Below are 15941 nucleotides of genomic sequence, written 5' to 3'. Positions count from 1 at the left end.
GAACGGATGGCCGAACGCACCAGGCCGGTAGGTCACCGCGCTCCTAGGCTGGCGTTCATGACGACGAACGAGACGACCGGGGCCCCGGTGCCCGCCCCCGAGCAGCGCCTGCAGATGTTCAAGCTGGCCCCCGACTACTACCAGGCGATGATCGCCGTGGACCGGGCCTCCCGGCAGGGCCTCGACCCGCGGCTCGCCCATCTGGTCAAGGTGCACGCCTCGATGATCAACGGCTGCGCCTTCTGCATCGACATGCACTCCACCGACGCCAACAAGGTCGGCGAGCAGGACCACCGCCTGCTCTCCCTCCCGGCCTGGCGCGATACCCCGTGGTTCACCGCCCGCGAGCGCGCCGCCCTGGCCCTCACCGAGTCGATCACCCTGGTGACCCAGGGCCATGTGCCGGACGCCGTCTACGCGGAGGCCGCCGCACAGTTCGACGAGACCGAGCTGGCCCAGCTGATCGCACTGATCGCCACCATCAACGTCTGGAACCGGCTCAGCATTTCCACCCGCATGAGCCCGGCGGCCAAGTGAGCGCCGTCGAGCGGACCGTCCTGCGGGAGAAGGCCCGGCTGCTGCGGGAGCTGCACCGCCCGGGCGAGCCGCTGGTGCTGGCGAACGCCTGGGACGTGCCGAGCGCCCGGCTGGTGGCCGGCGCGGGGGCGCGGGCGGTGGCGACGGCCAGCGCGAGCGTCTCCTGGTCGCTCGGCAGTGCGGACGGCGGCGGCGCCGACCGCGAGCAGGTGCTGGCCCGGACCGCCCAGGTGGTCCGAGCGGTCGACCTGCCGGTCACCGCGGACCTGGAGGGCGGCTACGCGGACACCGCCGCCGGGGTCGGCGAGACCGTCGCCGCGCTGCTCGCCACCGGCGCCGTCGGGGTGAACCTGGAGGACGAGGGCCGGCCGGCGGAGGAGGCCGCCGAGCGGATCGCGGCCGCCCGGGCCGCGGCGGACGCGGCCGGCGTGCCGCTCTTCGTCAACGCGCGCACCGACGTCTACCTGCACGGGATCGGCGCTCCGGAGGGCCGGTTCGACGACGCGGTCCGCCGGTTGCGGGCGTACGTCGCGGCGGGGGCGGACGGGGTGTTCGTCCCCGGGGTGTCCGACCCGGAGACCATCGCCGCCCTGGTCGCGGCCGTCCCGGCGCCGCTGAACGTGCTGGCCGGCCCCGGCTCCCCGGCGGTCGCCGAGCTGGCGGAGCTCGGCGTGGCCCGGATCAGCCTGGGCCCAGGCCTGGCCGAGGTGGCGTACGCGGCGGTCCGCCGGGCCGCCGAGGAGGTGTACGGGCGCGGCACGTTCACCGCGCTCGCCGAGGGGCTGAGCTACCCGGAGCTCAACCGGCTGTCCGCGGGCTGACCGCCGCGGGCCGGGTGCCGGGGGTCGAGCGCCGTGGGACGGCCGACCGTTCGGGGGTCGGCCGGCCGCCCACGGGCCGTTCGCGGCCCGGTGATGTCAGTTCAGGATCTGCCCGCTGAGCCCCGGGCGGCTCATCTGGTTGGTCCCGATCGCCTCGACCTCGTCGGCGGCCTTGCCGACCACCGGGAGCTTGCCCACGGTCCTCAGGGCGAGGTCGGCGGGGGAGAGTTCGAGCCCGTCGGTGAGCCCGCCGGTGACGTCCGGCGAGGAGGCGGTCTGGGTGGTGGCGGAGGCCGCCGGGGCGGCGAGGGCGAGGCCCGCCATGGTGAGGGCGGCCAGGGTGGCGAGTTTCTTCATGCCCTGCCGAACGACCCGGACCGCTCTCAGGTAACCGGCCGGCTCAGACCGTCACCCACAGGGTGCGCACGCTGTTGCTGACGAACGAGGCGATCGGTTCGTCGGTCCGGCCCTTCGCCGGGGCCAGCCCGGGGAAGCGGGTGAACAGGTGCCGCAGCGCCGTCTCGGCCTCCAGCCGCGCGAGCCCGGAGCCGAGGCAGAAGTGCGGGCCGTGGCCGAGCGACAGGTGCTTGGCGGGCTGCCGGGTGAGGTCGAAGCGGTCCGCGTCCGGGTGGTGCCCGGCGTCCCGCCCGGCCGCCGCGTACGAGGCCAGCAGCGCCTCGCCGCGCCGGATCACCACGTCGCCGACCGCGATGTCCTCGCTCGCGTAGCGCAGCGGGAACTGCCCGACCGGCGAGTCGTAGCGCAGCGTCTCCTCGACCACCGCGGACCACGGCTGCTCCCCGTCCAGGACGAGCCGCAGCTGGTCCGGGTGCGCGAGCAGGGCGCGGACGGCGTTGGTGATCAGGTTGAGCGTGGTCTCGTGCCCGGCGACCAGCATCAGCAGCAGGGTGCCGACCAGCTCGGCCTCGCTGAGCCGGTCGCCGGCCTCGTGGACGGCGATCAGGTCGGTGGTCAGGTCGTCACCGGGCTCGGCCCGCTTGGCTGCCACCACCGAGGCCAGCAGCGCGTTCAGGCCCCGCTGCGCGGCCAGGGCCGCCGCCGGGGTGGCCGAGCTGGAGACCATGGTGTCGGACAGCTCGTGCAGCTCGTCCTGCTGCTCCAGCGCGAGGCCGAGCAGTTCGCCGATCACCTGCATCGGCAGCGGGTAGGCGAAGTGCCGCCGCAGGTCGAACTCGCCCTCCAGCTTCGCGACCTCGTCGAGCAGCGCGATCGTCCGGGCCTCGACGGCGGGGGCCAGGTCGGCTATCCGGCGCGGGGTGAAGGCCTGCGAGACCAGCCCGCGCAGCCGCCGGTGGTCCTCGCCGTCGGCGGTGACCATGCCGGGGACGGCGATGAAGTTGAGCAGCGGCCAGCCCTCCGGCAGCCGTCCCTCCCGGAAGGTGTTCCAGAGCCGGGCGTCCTTGCCGACGCGGGGGTCGGCCAGCAGCGACTGGAGGGTGTCGTGGTGGGTTACCGCCCAGACCACCACCCCGCCAGGGAGTTCCACCAGGACCGCGGGACCGGCCGCGCGGAGTCGGGCGTTCTCGGCGTGCTGGTCGCGGCCGAAGGGGTCGAGTCTGAAGGGCTCGGCGCGGGTTCCGGGGTCGGTGGTGTCCATGCGGGCCTCTCGGGGGCTGGCGGGCGGGGTGGGGTGAAGGCGCTGTAGAGCACCGGGAGGGCGGTCAGGGCCCGGGACCAGGGGGACGGGCGCCAGGTCAACTCGCCGGGTGGTACGGCCAGTTGGAGGTCGGGCAGGCGGTGCAGCAGGGTCTCGACGGCGGTCTCGACGATGATCCGGGCCGGGTGCTGGGCCGGGCAGACGTGACGGCCCGCGCCCCACGCGAGGTGCGCCCGGTTGCCGCCGAGCGAGCCGTGCGCGGCGGCCGAGACGCCCTGCGCGGCCGGGTCGGCGTTGGCCGCGGCCAGACCGAGGACGAGCAGGTCGCCCTGGCTGATGTACTGGCCACCGAGGACGGTGTCGCTCGTGGCCCAGCGACCGGGGAAGTTCTGCGTCGGCGGGTCGCGCCAGAGCACCTCCTCCAGCGCGTCGGAGACGGTCAGCCGCCCGCCGGTGAGGGTGGCCCGGAAGCGCCGGTCGGTGAGCAGCAGCCGCAGCGTGTTGCCGGTCCAGCAGATGGTGGTCTCGTTCCCGGCGACCATCATCACCACCAGGTGGTGCACCGCCTCCTCGTCGGTCAGCGCGGCCGGGTGGGCCAGCAGCCAGGAGGTGAGGTCGGCGCTGGGCGCGGCCCGGCGGCGCTGCACCAGGTCGACCAGGACCGCGTGGAACTCCTGGTTGGCGCGCACCGATTCGGCGCCGCTGTCGGAGATGTCGTTGATCAGCCGGATGAGGTGCGGACCGGCGTCGGTGGGCAGGCCGAGCAGCTGGGTGAAGACCAGCAGCGGCAGCCGGCGCGCGTACTGGGCGACCAGGTCGGCGGTGCCGTCCGGGCCCCAGCTGTCGATCAGCCCGTTGGCGGCGGCCTCGGTGGTTCCGCGCAGCTGCCGGTGGTCGATCTGGGCGAGCGTGTCGGCGACGGCGGCGCGCAGCCGCTGGTGCTCGGCGCCGTCCAGGTTGAGCAGGGTGGGCCGCCAGGAGGTCATCGGCTGGAGTCGCGAGTCGGCGGCCAGCCGCCCCTCGGCGGGCACCCGCCAGCGCCGCGAGTCCTTGGAGAACAGCGCCTCGTTGCGGGTGAGTTCGAGCAGCTCGGCGTAGCCGAGGACGAGCCAGGCCTCGACCCCGGGCTCCAGCTCGATCGGCGCGACCGGCCCGTAGCGTTCGCGCAGCCGGGCGTACAGGCCGTGCGGGTCCTCGGCGACGGCCGGGCCGTACAGCGGGGTCAGCGGCACGCCCACGGGCAGCCCGCCGGGCAGGCTGCCGCCGTGGGCGACGGGGCACCCCGGGGGTTCGGGCGCGGTCATCCCTGGAGCTCCAGGATCGAGCTGCGGTGCAGGTGGTCGACGAAGTCGATCAGCAGGTCGTAGGACTGCCGGCGGTCGCGAGCGTCGCAGTGCAGGATCGGCACCTCCGGCAGCAGGTCCAGCGCCGACCGCAGCTCCTCCTCCGGGTAACCGGGAGTGTCCGGGAAGGTGTTGACCGCGATCGCGAACGGGATGCGCTGCTCCTCCAGCCGGCCGAGCACGTCGAAGCTCTCGTCCGGGCGGCGCAGGTCGACCATGGCGATGGCGCCGAGCGCACCGCGCGACAGGTCGTCCCAGAGCGGCCAGAACCGCTGCTGCCCGGGCGTGCCGAACAGGTACAGGGCGAGCCGCGAGTTGAGCGTGATCCGGCCGAAGTCCAGCGCCACCGTGGTGGTGGTCTTGCCGGGGCGCCCGGTGAGGTCGTCCACGCCGGCGCTGGCGGCGGTCATGGTCTCCTCGGTGCGCAGCGGGGTGATCTCGCTCAGCGAGCCGACCAGGGTGGTCTTGCCCACCCCGAACGGACCGGTGACCAGGATCTTGACCGCGCCCTGCACCGAGGAGGGCAGGTACTGCGGCCCGTCGGTGGACCCGGTGGCCCCGGGGGCGGCTTCAGCGGAGTTGGCGGAGGCCAACGAGCACCTCTTCCAGAAGGGTTGCGGGCAGGCGTTCGGCCTGCGGGACGGGCGGGAGCACCTGCACGGCGCCGAGGTCCCACAGGTCCCCGACCAGCACCTTGACGACGCCGAGCGGCAGCCCCAGGTGGGCCGCCACCTCGGCGATGGACAGCAGGCTGTGACAGAGGTCGAGGATGCGCCGGTGCTCGCGGTTCAGCAGCGCGTCCTCGGGCAGCTCCGGCGGCCCGGGTAACGCGCTGACCAGGCTCTCCACGGCCAGCTCGGCCCGGGTGGGGCGGCTGCGCCCGCCGGTGATGACGTACGGCCGGACCGGGCCGCTCACCGGTGGCCCCCCGCCGCGTGGTCGAAGCGCGGCGGGCTGGTGAGGTGGGCGCCGATCCGCTCGACCAGGACCTGCATCTGGTAGGCGACCAGGCCGGCGTCCACCGCGTCGCCGGTCACCACGGCCAGGTGCGCGCCGGCCCCGGCGGCGACGATGAAGAGGTAGCCGCCGCCGTACTCGATGACGATCTGGCGGGTGGCGCTGCCCGGTCCGCCGAAGCCCGTCGCGACGCCGCGGGCCAGCGACTGCAGTCCGGAGCAGGCGGCGGCGAGCCGTTCGGCGTCGTCGCGCTCGATGCCCGCGCTGCGGCCGATCTCCAGGCCGTCGTTGGAGACGACGACGGCATGCTGGACCTGCGGGACGGCGATGATGTCGGCGAGCAGCCAGCCGAGGTCAGGGGTGGTGGTCATGGAACTCTCCGGAGCGCTGGGGAAGTCGGGGGGAAGCGGGCAGGGAAGGGCCGGACTGGGCCTGGGCCCGGGCGGCGGAACGGCCGCTGGCGGTTCCGGCCTGGAACATCGCCATGAACGACTGCGCGTCCCGGGCCGAGCGGTAGGGCGGCGCGGGCGGCGGTGGGGGAGCGGCGTGCTGGGCGGGGCGGCCCGCGCGGCCGCGCCGGTGGCTCCGGCGGGGCAGCGGGGGAGGGATGTCACCGGTGGCGGCGTGCCGGCTGGGCGGCGGGGTCTCCACCAGGGGGTGACCGGCGGGAGAGACCGGTCGGGGGCCGGGGTTGAACGCCTGGTCGTCCGGCCCGAGGCCGGGGACGGTGGGCGGCAGCGGTTCGGTGAGCAGTGCGTTGGGCAGCAGCAGGACCACGCGCACGCCGCCGTACGGGGAGGGCGCCGAGCTGAGCGTGACCCGGAAGCCGTACTGCTCGGCGAGCCGGCCGACCGCGGCCAGGCCCAGCTGCGGCACCTCGCCCAGCCGGGAGACCTCCAGGGTGCTGCCGCCGGCCAGCGCGGCGGAGGCCTTGGCGACGGCCTGTTCCGGCATGCCGACGCCGCCGTCGTCGATCTCGATGACGGCGCCGTTGTGCACCGGCATCAGGGTGACGAACACCTGGGTGCTGGGTGGGGAGTAGCGGGTGGCGTTGTCCAGCAGCTCGGCGATCGCGTGGATCAGCGCTTCGGCAGCGGCGCCGACCACCGCGGTCTCGATCCGGCTGCGCACCACCACGCGCTGGAACGGCAGGATGCGCGACTGGGCGCCGCGGACGACGTCCTCCAGGGCGACCGGTTCCGGCCAGTGCCGGCCGGCCCGCGCGCCGCACAGCACGGCCAGGGTCTGGGCCAGCCGGGCCTGTTGGGCGGCCGCGTGGTCGGCCTTGAGCAGGCCCTCCAGCAGCGTCGGGTCGTCGTGGGTGCGTTCCATCTCGTCCAGCAGTGCCTGCTGGTCGTGGGCCATCACCAGGATCCGGCGGGCGACGCTGAGGAAGGCCCGCTGGGTGGAGGCGGTGTGCTCCTGCTCCTGCTGGACGGCGGCGAGTTCGGCGCCGCGGCGGGAGAGTTCGGCGGCGAGCTGTTCCTGGACGGCGACGAGTTCACCGCGCAGCCGCTCGGCGCGGCCGCGCTGGGTGACGGACACGGCGCGGTACCGCGCGGCGGCCACGAGGGCGAGGACGGCGAGCACGCCGGTTGCCGTTACGGACCACTGAGTCATCGTCACGCCGCGAATTCTAGGGTGATGATCCTACGAAGGTGTGAACGGATCTCGCCAAGTGACCGGATCTCGTCAATATCGAGTCAATCCGGCGTCAATCGGCAGTCGTTCGACCCCGATCCCTCCGCATGGCGAGACGTCCGATCGGCCCGACCGGCCCCCTCGGGAAGCGTCGGAATCGAGCCTGATGGCCGGATCGCGCCCTGCGATGTGTGGATCCTGTGCGCAGGGCGTCACGGAAGGGGCGCCGTCCGGTGCAGGAGCAACAGCGCCACGTCGTCCGGCCGGGACCGCCGCTCGGTCACGTTCAGGGTGAGCAGATCGGCCAGCCGCTCCAGCGCCGGCGCCGGGCCGACCCGCCCCGGACCGGTCTGCCGAGCCCACAGTTCGAGCCCGCCGAGCATCCGCTGCACCGACTCGTCGTAGTCCTCCTCGCGGTCCTCGACCAGCCCGTCGGTGTAGGCCAGCAGCGTCTCGCCGACCGCCAGCCGCTCCACTGCCAGCGGGTACGGCTGTTCCGGGTCCACGCCCAGCGGCGGCCCGCCCGGCAGGTCCAGCTCGACGGCCGCGGCGTCGCCGGTGATCCGCACCGGTGCCGGGTGCCCGGCCCGGGCCGCGGTCAGCACGCCGTCGGCCGGGTCCAGGGTCAGGTAGAGGCAGGTCGCGAACAGCTCGGTGTCCAGCTCGGCCAGCAGCCGGCTGGTGCGGGCCAGGGTGGCGGCCGGGTCGTGCCCGTCCGTCGCGTACGCCCGCAGCCCGCTGCGCAGCTGGCCCATCACCGCGGTGGCCTCGGCGTTGTGGCCCTGGACGTCGCCGATCACCAGCCCGATCCGGCCGTCCGGCAGCCGCAGCAGGTCGTACCAGTCGCCGCCGATCTGCATGCCCTCGGTGCTCGGCAGGTAGCGGGCGGCGCTGATGATCCCGGACAGCCGGGGCAGGGTCCGCGGGAGCATCGCCCGCTGCAGCTCGGAGGCCCGGTGGTGGTGGGTGTCGTACAGCCGGGCCCGCTCCAGGGACTGCGCCAGGATGCCGGCGAAGGCCGAGTACAGGGTGCGGTCCTCGCGGCTGAACACCCGCTCGGCGGCGAAGGTGATCAGACAGGAACCGACCTGCTGCCCGGAGGCGACCAGCGGCAGCACCGCCCAGGCGGCCGGGGTGAGCGGGTCGCGCCGGGTGCGGGCCGCCGAGGGCTCGCTGAACAGCGGGGCGGAGCGCGCCAGCGAACGCTGCATCACGTCCTCGGACAGGTCCGCCAGACGGGTGAGCTCGGTGCGGCGCGGGCCCCCGTACACGGTGTGCGAGACGGGCAGCAGCCGGCCCTCGTCCACCAGGTCCAGGACGATGCCGGCGGCGCCGAGGGCCGGGCGGGCGACGTCGGTGACGGCGGTGGTGACGTCCCGGACGGTCACCGCCCGGGACAGCGCCCGGGTGAGCGTCAGCAGCAGCGCCGTCCGGGCGGCGGCCGGGGAGTTCCGCTCCTCGGACGGCGGCTGCTCCCGGTGCCCGACGTCGGCCAGCAGCCCGGCGATCCGCACCGGCCGCCCGTGCACGTCCAGCATCACCTCGCCGGACTCCTCGACCCGGGCGACCCGGCCGCCGGGCCGCAGCACCCGGTAGCCGATCCGGTAGCGGCCGCCGGTGGCCAGTGCCTCGGCGAGCGCGGCCTGCACGTCCGGCAGGTCCTCCGGGTGGACCACCCGGTCCAGCTCGGGGGCGGCACCGTCCGGGGCGGCCGGGCGGCCCGTCAGCCGGAACGCCTCGGCGTCCCAGTAGCTCTCCCCGGTGACCAGGTCGCGCTCGAAGGCGCCGTACCCGGCGGCCCGCACGGCCAGCGACAGCAACGGGTGGGCCAGCCCGGCGGGGCGGCCGTCCGCCGCCTGCGGGCCCTCGGGTAACCGGACGCCGTACGGCGCCCGGGTGCCGTACGGGAGGTGGGCGTCGGCGTGGTCCAGCAGGTGGGAGAGCCGGTGGGCGCAGGCCTCGGCGACGGTCTCCAGGACGTCCAGGTCGCGGCGCGGGACGGTGCCCCGGTGGGCCAGCGCGAGGGCGAGCACACCGATCGGCCGCTCGTCCACGACCATCGGCAGGGCGATCACGGCGACCATCCCGGTGCCCATGCCGGCGTTCCTGTTCGGGTAGTCGATGCTGGTGTGCTCGGGGCTGAGCAGGTACGGGCGGCGCAGCCGCAGGGCCATCGCCGCGGGCAGCTCGCCGGCCGGATCGACCACGCTGTAGCGCTCGTGCGCCCAGTCCGGCAGCCCGTGCGAGGCGGTCAGCCGGAGCATCCCGGCGGAGTCCAGCAGGTACAGCGCGGACCCCTCGCCGGTGATCCAGCTCGGGCCCTCGGCCAGGACGGTGCCGAGCAGCTCGGCGGCGCTGGTGCAGCCGAGCAGCAGGCGCACGCAGCGCATCGCACTGCGCGTGGGCGGACTGCCGGCGGGCTCCAGGGGCATTGATCCTTGATACCCCATTTCCCCGAGCGGCGGATGGAGACCGAGCCGCCGCACCGGCACCGGCGCCCGCGCGCCGCCGGCCTCCGCACGTGGGGTTCTCGCCCCGGCGCGGGCCGGCCGCCTACGCGGGCCAGGTGCGCAGGCCGGTGGTGAGGGTGGTGATCAGGCGGTCGTGGGTGGTGGCGAGGTCCTCGGCGAGTTGGAAGGCGCCGGCGGTGGTGAGGGAGGCGAAGCCGTGGGCGAGGGAGCGGACGGTGCGGGCGGCGTGGATCGCCTCGGAGCCGTCGAGGCCGTACTCCCGCAGGACGGCGATGATCACCCCGACGAGCCGGGCGGCCGCGCGGGCCAGGTCGTCGTCGGGCTGCGGGGCCTGGGGGAGGGCGTTGTAGCGGTGCGGGTGCTCGGTGGCGTACGCGTGGTAGGCGCGCAGGACGGCGGCGACGGCGTCGTCCCCGCTGCGCCCGACGGCCGCCTCGGCCAGCCGGTCGGCCAGGTCCCCGGTGACCCGGACGGCGATCAGCCGCCGCAGTTCGGCGAGGCCGCCGCTGACGTGCTTGTACAGCGAGGGGGTGGCGACCCCGGCCCGGGCGGCGACGGAGGCCAGGGTGAGGGCCTCGGCGCCCTGCTCGTCGATGAGGGCGAGGGCGTGGTCGACGACCTGGTCGGGGGTCAGTCCTACGCGGGGCATGGGTTCGGGCTCTCCGTACGGGTGGAGTCGGGCGGATCGGGACGGGCGGGGCTCAGCCGAGTTCGGCGAGGAACGGCAGCAGGGCGTCCGCGGTGGCCGCCGGGTTGTCGGCCATCGGGTAGTGCCCGGACCCCTCGATCATCGCCTTCCGCGCGCCGAGTGCGGCGGCCTGCCGGTCGGCGACGAGCTCCGGCTTCGGGAAGTCGGGGTCCTTGCTGCCCATGACCACCAGCGCCGGGCACCGCACCGCGGCCGTCCAGCCGACCGGTGCCGAGTCGCCGTGGACGTACCCGCGGGTGGCGGTCTTCCGTCCCCGGGTGCGCAGCGCGGCGACCAGTCCGTCCACGTACGCGTCGAAGTCGGCGGGCTTGGCGCCCGGGAAGGCCATCCGGCGCAGGTAGAAGCCCCAGGAGGCCGGCCAGTGGACGAGGGCGGCGCCCATCAGGCCCATGACGCCGCGCATCAGGGCGCCCTGCGGCGGGTTCTCGACGAAGGCGTCGAGGAGGACGATCCCGGCGACCCGCTCGGGCGCGTCCCCGGCGGCCTTGACGACGGTCGCGCCGGTGTACGAGTTCCCGGCGAGGACGGCGCGCTCGATGCCGAGGTGGTCGAGCAGGGCGAGCACGTCGCCGGCGATGGCGGCCGGGCTGTAGTCGTCCCAGGTGATGGAGGACTCGCCGAAGCCCCGCAGGTCCATGGTGACGACCCGGTGGCCGGCGGCGACGAGCAGCGGGCGCAGGTGCCGGTACGCGGCCCGGCTGTCGAGCATGCCCGGGAGCAGGACGACGGGGGTGCCGTTGCCCTGCCGGGTGTCGTCGAAGGCGATCCGGCCGCCGGGAACGGTCAGGTACTGGGTGCTCGGGGTGATGGTGCCGTTCATGGGTGGTCCCCTTCGGGCCGTCGGTGCGGGGCGTCGGCTGTGCTGCCGATAGCCATAAAGCTAAGGCTAATAGCCTTAGCCGTCAAGCGACCGACGGGCGGCGGGGTGGGGCGGCGGGCCGGGAGGAGGGGGAGGGGTCGGTCAGACCCCCTCGACCTTGAACGGGTCGTGCTCGCTGAGCAGCTTCTCCAGTCGGGCCTGGTCGACCCGGGTGATCATCTCGCTGGACTCCTGCCGGTCCCGGATCACCTTCGCCAGCGTGAACGCGGAGGTGACGGTGTAGAGGAGGCCGATCCCGAGGAAGGCCCGGGTCCACCCGCCGACCGGCAGGTAGGCGATTCCGGCGGCGAGGGCGATGCCCGACAGGGAGAAGGAGAGGACGGCTTGGACGAAGTACGCGGCCGTGGTGCGGGCCTGCATCGGTGCGCTCATGGCGTCAGGATGCGGCGGCCGCGCCGGGCCGCACATGAGTAGGAATACTCAGATGGGGCCGTGTACGAGGGGCCGTTCGTTGACGTCCGATCACCTTCCCCCGAGCTGCTCCAAACGGATGGCTTGGAATCAGAGCGTCCTAGGATTAACGTTTGATAACGCAGCGCGGTTGTCAACGCCGTACCCAGACGGCACCGTGCGCCGTCGCCTAATCCCGCCGGCCGGCCTCCGGGCAGGTCAGGGAGCCGGGGAACCACGTTCCTTGGGGTGAATCGGCGGGGCTCCGGCCCGGCCGTAGGAGACCTTCCTGCTCCGAACCCGTCAGCTAACCCGGTAGGCGCGAAGGAAGGAAAGGAGCGCGCCTCCCGTGGCGTCGACGCACACCCCGGCACACCCGGCCGGCTTCGCAGCCGGTACCCAGCTCCTCGACCACCCCGGCACGGACGGCCCCGAGGCCTTCGGCCCGGAGGTCTTCGGCCCGGAGGCCGAGACCAACCGCCACCGGATGCCGCGTCAGACCCGCGGAGCCTCCCCGCTGCTCGGCGTCACCGCCGTCGCCGCCACCCTGGGCGCCACCGGGTTCGCCTCGGCGACCCCGGCCGCCGCCCCCGCCGTCGAGGCCCCGGACGAGACCCCGGTCGCCCTCTCCGCCGACCCCGGCCTCGCGCTCGCCGCCCGCATCCAGCACCAGGCCGACAGCCAGCGCACCGCCGCCGAGGAGACCGCCCGGCTCCAGGCCGCGCAGGAGGCGGAGGCCAAGGCCGCCGCCAAGGAGGCCGAGGCCAAGCGCGCCGCCGAGGAGGCCGAGCGGGTCAAGGCCGCCGCCCTCACCCTCCCGGTGAACGACTACCGGCTCTCCGCCCACTACGGCCAGAGCGCCCGCTACTGGGCCAACCTGCACACCGGCCTGGACTTCGCCGCCGACACCGGCACCCCGGTCTACGCGCTCGGCCAGGGCACCATCACCTCGGCCGGCTGGGCCGGCTCGTACGGCTACCGGATCGTCGAGACCCTGCCCGACGGCACCGAGATCTGGTACTGCCACCTCTCCTCGATCACCAAGGGCTCCGGCAAGGTCGCCTCCGGCCAGCAGATCGGCAAGGTCGGCGCGACCGGCAACGTCACCGGCCCGCACCTGCACATGGAGGTCCGTCCCGGCGGCGGCGCCCCGGTCGACCCGGAGCCCTGGCTCCAGCAGCGCGGCCTCAACCCCTGACGCACCCGCGCGAAGCCCCCGGCCCGGAGCACCGGCACCGGGCCGGGGGCTTCGCGCGACGTCTCACTCCTCGACGGGCAGCTGCGCCAGGTACGCCTCGATCTCCTCCTGGCCCGGCTCCGGCGCCAGCTCCGGGAACTCCGTCACCAGCAGCCGCGGCAGCCCCGGCACCGTCCACCCGCCGAACAGGTCGAGCGCCGCGTCGACCGCCGCCTCCTCGAACTGCCCGAAGTCCCCCGCCAGTTCGTCCGGCATCGGCCGGCCCTGCGCGGTCAGCTCGGCCAGGTTGCGGTAGCTGCGCCGCATCAGGCCCTGCTCCAGCAGCCGCCGCGCGCCGTCCGTGGCCATGCCGACCGACAGCACCCGGCCCGGGCCCCAGCCCTGCTCGTCCGGCTCGTCCAGCCAGCCGGCCGGCACCAGCGCCTCGTACGCGGCCAGCCGCTCCTCCTGCGCCAGCTCCCCGAAGCCGGCCAGCCAGTCCCGCACCGCCGCCCCGTCCGTGACGTCCACCCCGTGCGCGTGCAGCAGCAGCGCGTACAGCCGGGGCCAGGTCACCAGGTCGGCGCGGCGCAGCAGCCCGGCCGCGACCTCGCCCTGCCACTCGGCCTCCGCGTGCAGCCGCTCCTGGCGCTTGGCGTTGAGCCGCCGGGCCGCCCGCTGGTGGTCGATCAGCAGCCGGACGGCGTCGCCGTAGGCGAGCGGGTCCTCCTCGGGCGCCGGTTGGACGTACAGGTGGAGCCGCTCATAGAGCAGGTGCTCCACCGCGTCGGAGGTCAGTTCGGGCCAGCCGTCGTGCATCCTGCCCTCGCCCAGCTCCAGCAGCGCCAGCACCGCGCGCAGCGGCCCCTCGGCCACCGGCGCGCGGCCCTGCTCGGCCGCCCAGGCGAGCAGGTCGGCGGCCTTGGTGCGCGGGGCGAGCCGCAGGTCTTCGTCGTTCATAGTCCGAACGGTAGCCGCCGGGCGGGGATAGGGTCGGCAGCCATGGTCCCCGTACGACTCACCGGCCCGCGACTGGCCGTCCGCGAGTACCACCACACCGAGGGCGACGTGGACGCGCTGCACGCGCTGTTCGGCGACCCGGAGGTCACCCGCCACCTGCCCTTCGGGCCGAGCGACCGGGAGGCCTGCGCCGACCAGGTCGAGCTCTACCTGGAGGAGGCGATGGCCGAGGAACGGGACACCTACCGGCTCGCCGTCACCAGGCTCGCCGACGCCGAGGAGCCGCAGGACGCGACGCCGATCGGGCAGGCCTCGCTCACCCTCGACGGGCACCGGGCCGCCCACCTCGGGTGCGTGCTGGCCCGCGAGTCCTGGGGCCGCGGCTACGCGGGCGAGGTCGTCGGCCTGCTCTGCGGCCTCGCCTTCGACGTCCTGGACCTGCACCGGCTGGCCGCCCGGGTCGCGGTGGCCAACGAGGCCTCCGTCAAGGTGCTCACCGGGCTGGGATTCCGGCTGGAGGGGCGGCTGCGGCACGACGGGTTCAAGGACGGCGTCCGGTCCGACTCGTTCCTCTACTCGCTGCTCGCCGACGAGTGGCCGGGCCCGGGCGCCCGCAGGCCGGGCCCGGACCGCTGAACGCCGCGGGCGGACCGCGGACGGCCGGCCGGGCGGAGAGCGGACCGAACGAGGGGATCGCGGCGGAGGGGGGGTTAACCCCACCCCGGATCCGCCAGGCCTCCGGATCCCGCCCGGCCCGCGTGCCCGTCAGACTGGACACCGTCAGCAGGACGAACGATCGACAGCACGAGGGGCCGGGGGCCGGGAGCATGAGCAGCAGCCGCAGCATGGAGGACCGGGAGTGGGACGTCCCGGGCGGTTACGGTGACGACCCGCGCCCCGCCCGGGCCCGCCGGACCGAGCGGCGGCCGGCCCTGTGGCGGGCGCCGTTCTCGGCGTACTACTACCGCGAGGTCGGCTACGCGCTCAGCGGCCTCCCGGTGGCGATCGCCGGGTTCTCCGTCTCGATCACCATGTTCTGCTTCGGCCTCGGAACCTTCGTGACCGTCCTCGGTCTGCCCGTGCTGGGCGCCCTGACCAGCCTCGCCCGCGGCTTCGGCCGGCTGGAGCGGGCCCGGGTGCGCGGCATGCTGGCCCTGGACGTCCCCGCCCCGGAGCCGGTGCGCCAGGTCCGCCCGGGCAACTGGGGCGCGATCACCGCGCGGCTGGCGGACGCGGCCGGCTGGAAGGCCGTGCTGTACCAGGTGGTGATGTTCCCCTGGGCGGTGTTCAGCTTCTCGGTGACGCTGGTGTTCCTGCTGCTCGGCTGGGTGATGGCGCTCTACCCGCTCTACCACTGGGTCTTCCCGACCTACACCCCCTGGCACGGGTACCGGCTGTTCGACTACTCCGACAGCGACGGCATCCAGCACGTGTACGAGGTCCAGGCGCCCTGGCAGATCGCCGGGCTCTCGGTCATCGGACTGCTGCTGGTCTTCCTCACCACGCAGCTGGTCCGCGGCCTGACCAACGTCAACCGGGCCGCCGCCCGGGGCCTGCTCGGCCGCTGACCCCCGGCCTCACCCGGCCTCACCCGGCGGCCCCGCCCGCGTCCCGGACGTCCTCCGGATGCGGACGGGGCCGCTCCGTGTTCGGATGGCCGGGTGGCCGCCGCCGGCATTCCCCCCGCTCAACCGGACGTCCTGGTCACCTCCCGCCCGCTGGACGAGTACTGCGCCCTGTTCGGCCTCACCCGGGCCCGGATCGCCGCCCTGCCCGGGCCGCTGCTGGACTGCCCCGGCGGTGCGGCAGGCCTGGCCGCCGAGGCACGCGAGCTGGGCTGCCGGGTGATCGCCGCCGACCCGGTGTACGCGCTGCCGCTGCCGGCGGTCGTGGACCGCGCCCTGGCCGCCCGGGCGGCGATGGCCACCGCGATGGCCGCCCGCCCGCAGCTCTCCCCCTCGCCCTGCCCGTACCGGTCCGAGCGCTACCTGCGCAGCTGGGACCGCGCCCGTCGGTTGTTCGCCGCCGACTCGTCCGCCCACCCGCAGCGGTACGTGGCCGCGGCACTGCCCCGGCTGCCCTTCGCGGACGGCGCCTTCGCCCTCACCCTGAGCGGCTACCTGCTCTTCGCCTACCCCGAACTCTTCGGTCCCGAGCACCAGTTGGCGGCGCTGACCGAGCTGGTCCGGGTCACCTCCCCGGACGGCGAGGTCCGGGTCCATCCGCTGCACGACGGGCAGGGCCGCCGCTGCGGCCACCTCGACCCGCTGCGGTACGCGCTCGGCGAGTGCCGGATAGCCAGCGAGGTCCGGCGCCTCCCCGGGCCGGCGGACGGCCGCGCCCGGAGGGTCCTGGTGCTGCGGACCGCCGACCACCGCCGCCGGGCGGTTCGGCGACCGATGATGTAATAGTCACTTACTGGTTGTGCTCCTATACT

At 74.8% G+C, this 15941-nt stretch carries 18 protein-coding genes and 1 riboswitch; of the genes, 6 read left to right on the top strand and 12 right to left on the bottom strand.

What is annotated here, in order from left to right; genetic code table 11:
- Positions 1-57: 57 nt before the first annotated feature.
- A complete protein-coding gene (locus tag AB0O11_RS16350; RefSeq protein ID WP_363386562.1) occupies positions 58-537 on the top strand; it encodes a carboxymuconolactone decarboxylase family protein in 480 nt (159 codons plus the stop codon).
- Positions 534-1358 (top strand): isocitrate lyase/phosphoenolpyruvate mutase family protein, encoded by an 825-nt coding sequence (locus AB0O11_RS16345; RefSeq protein ID WP_363386560.1) that lies wholly within the window; start codon positions 534-536, stop codon positions 1356-1358. Before AB0O11_RS16350 ends, AB0O11_RS16345 begins: the two co-directional genes overlap by 4 nt.
- Before the next feature lie 96 nt (positions 1359-1454).
- On the opposite strand, the gene AB0O11_RS16340 is transcribed toward AB0O11_RS16345, so the two are convergent.
- From AB0O11_RS16340 to AB0O11_RS16290, 11 genes are all read right to left on the bottom strand, one after another.
- Complete coding sequence (locus AB0O11_RS16340; RefSeq protein ID WP_363386558.1) at positions 1455-1715, bottom strand: hypothetical protein; 261 nt, start codon at positions 1713-1715, stop codon at positions 1455-1457.
- 43 nt (positions 1716-1758) lie between these two features.
- Positions 1759-2865 carry a cytochrome P450 gene (locus tag AB0O11_RS16335; RefSeq protein WP_363386556.1) on the bottom strand — a complete coding sequence of 369 codons (1107 nt, stop codon included), beginning with the start codon at positions 2863-2865 and terminating at the stop codon, positions 1759-1761.
- Positions 2829-4280: a cytochrome P450 gene (locus AB0O11_RS16330; protein WP_363386554.1), complete on the bottom strand. Its 1452-nt coding sequence runs from the start codon at positions 4278-4280 to the stop codon at positions 2829-2831. Before AB0O11_RS16330 ends, AB0O11_RS16335 begins: the two co-directional genes overlap by 37 nt.
- Entirely contained in the window at positions 4277-4912 is a 636-nt protein-coding gene (locus AB0O11_RS16325; protein WP_363386552.1) for an ATP/GTP-binding protein, read from the bottom strand. Before AB0O11_RS16325 ends, AB0O11_RS16330 begins: the two co-directional genes overlap by 4 nt.
- A complete protein-coding gene (locus AB0O11_RS16320; RefSeq protein ID WP_224282974.1) occupies positions 4890-5237 on the bottom strand; it encodes a DUF742 domain-containing protein in 348 nt (115 codons plus the stop codon). Before AB0O11_RS16320 ends, AB0O11_RS16325 begins: the two co-directional genes overlap by 23 nt.
- A complete protein-coding gene (locus tag AB0O11_RS16315; RefSeq protein ID WP_363386549.1) occupies positions 5234-5647 on the bottom strand; it encodes a roadblock/LC7 domain-containing protein in 414 nt (137 codons plus the stop codon). The genes AB0O11_RS16320 and AB0O11_RS16315 overlap by 4 nt, the downstream gene beginning before the upstream one ends.
- Entirely contained in the window at positions 5631-6896 is a 1266-nt protein-coding gene (locus tag AB0O11_RS16310) for an ATP-binding protein (protein WP_363387066.1), read from the bottom strand. Before AB0O11_RS16310 ends, AB0O11_RS16315 begins: the two co-directional genes overlap by 17 nt.
- 233 nt (positions 6897-7129) lie before the next feature.
- The gene (locus AB0O11_RS16305) at positions 7130-9349 is read right to left on the bottom strand and encodes a SpoIIE family protein phosphatase (protein ID WP_363386547.1); all 2220 of its coding nucleotides are present in this window, start codon (positions 9347-9349) and stop codon (positions 7130-7132) included.
- A 121-nt stretch (positions 9350-9470) separates the two neighbouring features.
- Entirely contained in the window at positions 9471-10037 is a 567-nt protein-coding gene (locus AB0O11_RS16300) for a WHG domain-containing protein (RefSeq protein ID WP_363386545.1), read from the bottom strand.
- A gap of 52 nt (positions 10038-10089) precedes the next feature.
- Entirely contained in the window at positions 10090-10917 is an 828-nt protein-coding gene (locus AB0O11_RS16295; protein ID WP_363386543.1) for an alpha/beta hydrolase, read from the bottom strand.
- Positions 10918-11058: 141 nt separating this feature from the next.
- The gene (locus AB0O11_RS16290; RefSeq protein WP_363386541.1) at positions 11059-11349 is read right to left on the bottom strand and encodes a YiaA/YiaB family inner membrane protein; all 291 of its coding nucleotides are present in this window, start codon (positions 11347-11349) and stop codon (positions 11059-11061) included.
- A 195-nt stretch (positions 11350-11544) separates the two neighbouring features.
- A riboswitch (cyclic di-AMP (ydaO/yuaA leader) is annotated at positions 11545-11703 on the top strand.
- Positions 11704-11716: 13 nt separating this feature from the next.
- On the opposite strand from AB0O11_RS16290, the gene AB0O11_RS16285 reads away from it, so the two are divergent.
- Positions 11717-12565, top strand: coding sequence for a M23 family metallopeptidase (locus AB0O11_RS16285; RefSeq protein ID WP_363386539.1), 849 nt, complete (start codon positions 11717-11719; stop codon positions 12563-12565).
- 63 nt (positions 12566-12628) lie between these two features.
- Here the strand turns inward: AB0O11_RS16285 and AB0O11_RS16280 are convergent, their stop codons facing one another.
- Entirely contained in the window at positions 12629-13504 is an 876-nt protein-coding gene (locus AB0O11_RS16280) for a hypothetical protein (protein ID WP_363386537.1), read from the bottom strand.
- Positions 13505-13546: 42 nt separating this feature from the next.
- On the opposite strand from AB0O11_RS16280, the gene AB0O11_RS16275 reads away from it, so the two are divergent.
- The 3 genes from AB0O11_RS16275 to AB0O11_RS16265 all read left to right on the top strand — a co-directional run bounded on the left by AB0O11_RS16275 (position 13547) and on the right by AB0O11_RS16265 (position 15912).
- On the top strand, positions 13547-14140 hold the full coding sequence (locus AB0O11_RS16275; protein WP_363386535.1) for a GNAT family protein: 594 nt from the start codon (positions 13547-13549) through the stop codon (positions 14138-14140).
- 191 nt (positions 14141-14331) lie between these two features.
- Positions 14332-15072, top strand: a complete 741-nt coding sequence (locus AB0O11_RS16270; protein ID WP_363386533.1) for a sensor domain-containing protein — start codon at positions 14332-14334, stop codon at positions 15070-15072.
- A 93-nt stretch (positions 15073-15165) separates the two neighbouring features.
- Complete coding sequence (locus tag AB0O11_RS16265) at positions 15166-15912, top strand: class I SAM-dependent methyltransferase (protein ID WP_363386531.1); 747 nt, start codon at positions 15166-15168, stop codon at positions 15910-15912.
- Positions 15913-15941: the final 29 nt, after the last annotated feature.

The organism is Kitasatospora sp. NPDC093102 (assembly GCF_040683915.1).
In the GTDB taxonomy this organism is placed as follows: domain Bacteria; phylum Actinomycetota; class Actinomycetes; order Streptomycetales; family Streptomycetaceae; genus Kitasatospora.
The sequence above is the reverse complement of the archived record's forward strand: the minus strand, read 5'-3'. Positions and strand labels throughout refer to the sequence as shown.

Bases quoted from the DNA above. Each gene is read 5' to 3' on its own strand.
- AB0O11_RS16350 (WP_363386562.1), top strand. From the start codon at position 58: ATGACGACGAACGAGACGACCGGGGCCCCGGTGCCCGCCCCCGAGCAG.
- AB0O11_RS16340 (WP_363386558.1), bottom strand. From the start codon at position 1,715: ATGAAGAAACTCGCCACCCTGGCCGCCCTCACCATGGCGGGCCTCGCC.
- AB0O11_RS16330 (WP_363386554.1), bottom strand. From the start codon at position 4,280: ATGACCGCGCCCGAACCCCCGGGGTGCCCCGTCGCCCACGGCGGCAGC.
- AB0O11_RS16315 (WP_363386549.1), bottom strand. From the start codon at position 5,647: ATGACCACCACCCCTGACCTCGGCTGGCTGCTCGCCGACATCATCGCC.
- AB0O11_RS16310 (WP_363387066.1), bottom strand. From the start codon at position 6,896: ATGACTCAGTGGTCCGTAACGGCAACCGGCGTGCTCGCCGTCCTCGCC.
- AB0O11_RS16305 (WP_363386547.1), bottom strand. From the start codon at position 9,349: ATGCCCCTGGAGCCCGCCGGCAGTCCGCCCACGCGCAGTGCGATGCGC.
- AB0O11_RS16300 (WP_363386545.1), bottom strand. From the start codon at position 10,037: ATGCCCCGCGTAGGACTGACCCCCGACCAGGTCGTCGACCACGCCCTC.
- AB0O11_RS16295 (WP_363386543.1), bottom strand. From the start codon at position 10,917: ATGAACGGCACCATCACCCCGAGCACCCAGTACCTGACCGTTCCCGGC.
- AB0O11_RS16290 (WP_363386541.1), bottom strand. From the start codon at position 11,349: ATGAGCGCACCGATGCAGGCCCGCACCACGGCCGCGTACTTCGTCCAA.
- AB0O11_RS16280 (WP_363386537.1), bottom strand. From the start codon at position 13,504: ATGAACGACGAAGACCTGCGGCTCGCCCCGCGCACCAAGGCCGCCGAC.
- AB0O11_RS16275 (WP_363386535.1), top strand. From the start codon at position 13,547: ATGGTCCCCGTACGACTCACCGGCCCGCGACTGGCCGTCCGCGAGTAC.
- AB0O11_RS16270 (WP_363386533.1), top strand. From the start codon at position 14,332: ATGAGCAGCAGCCGCAGCATGGAGGACCGGGAGTGGGACGTCCCGGGC.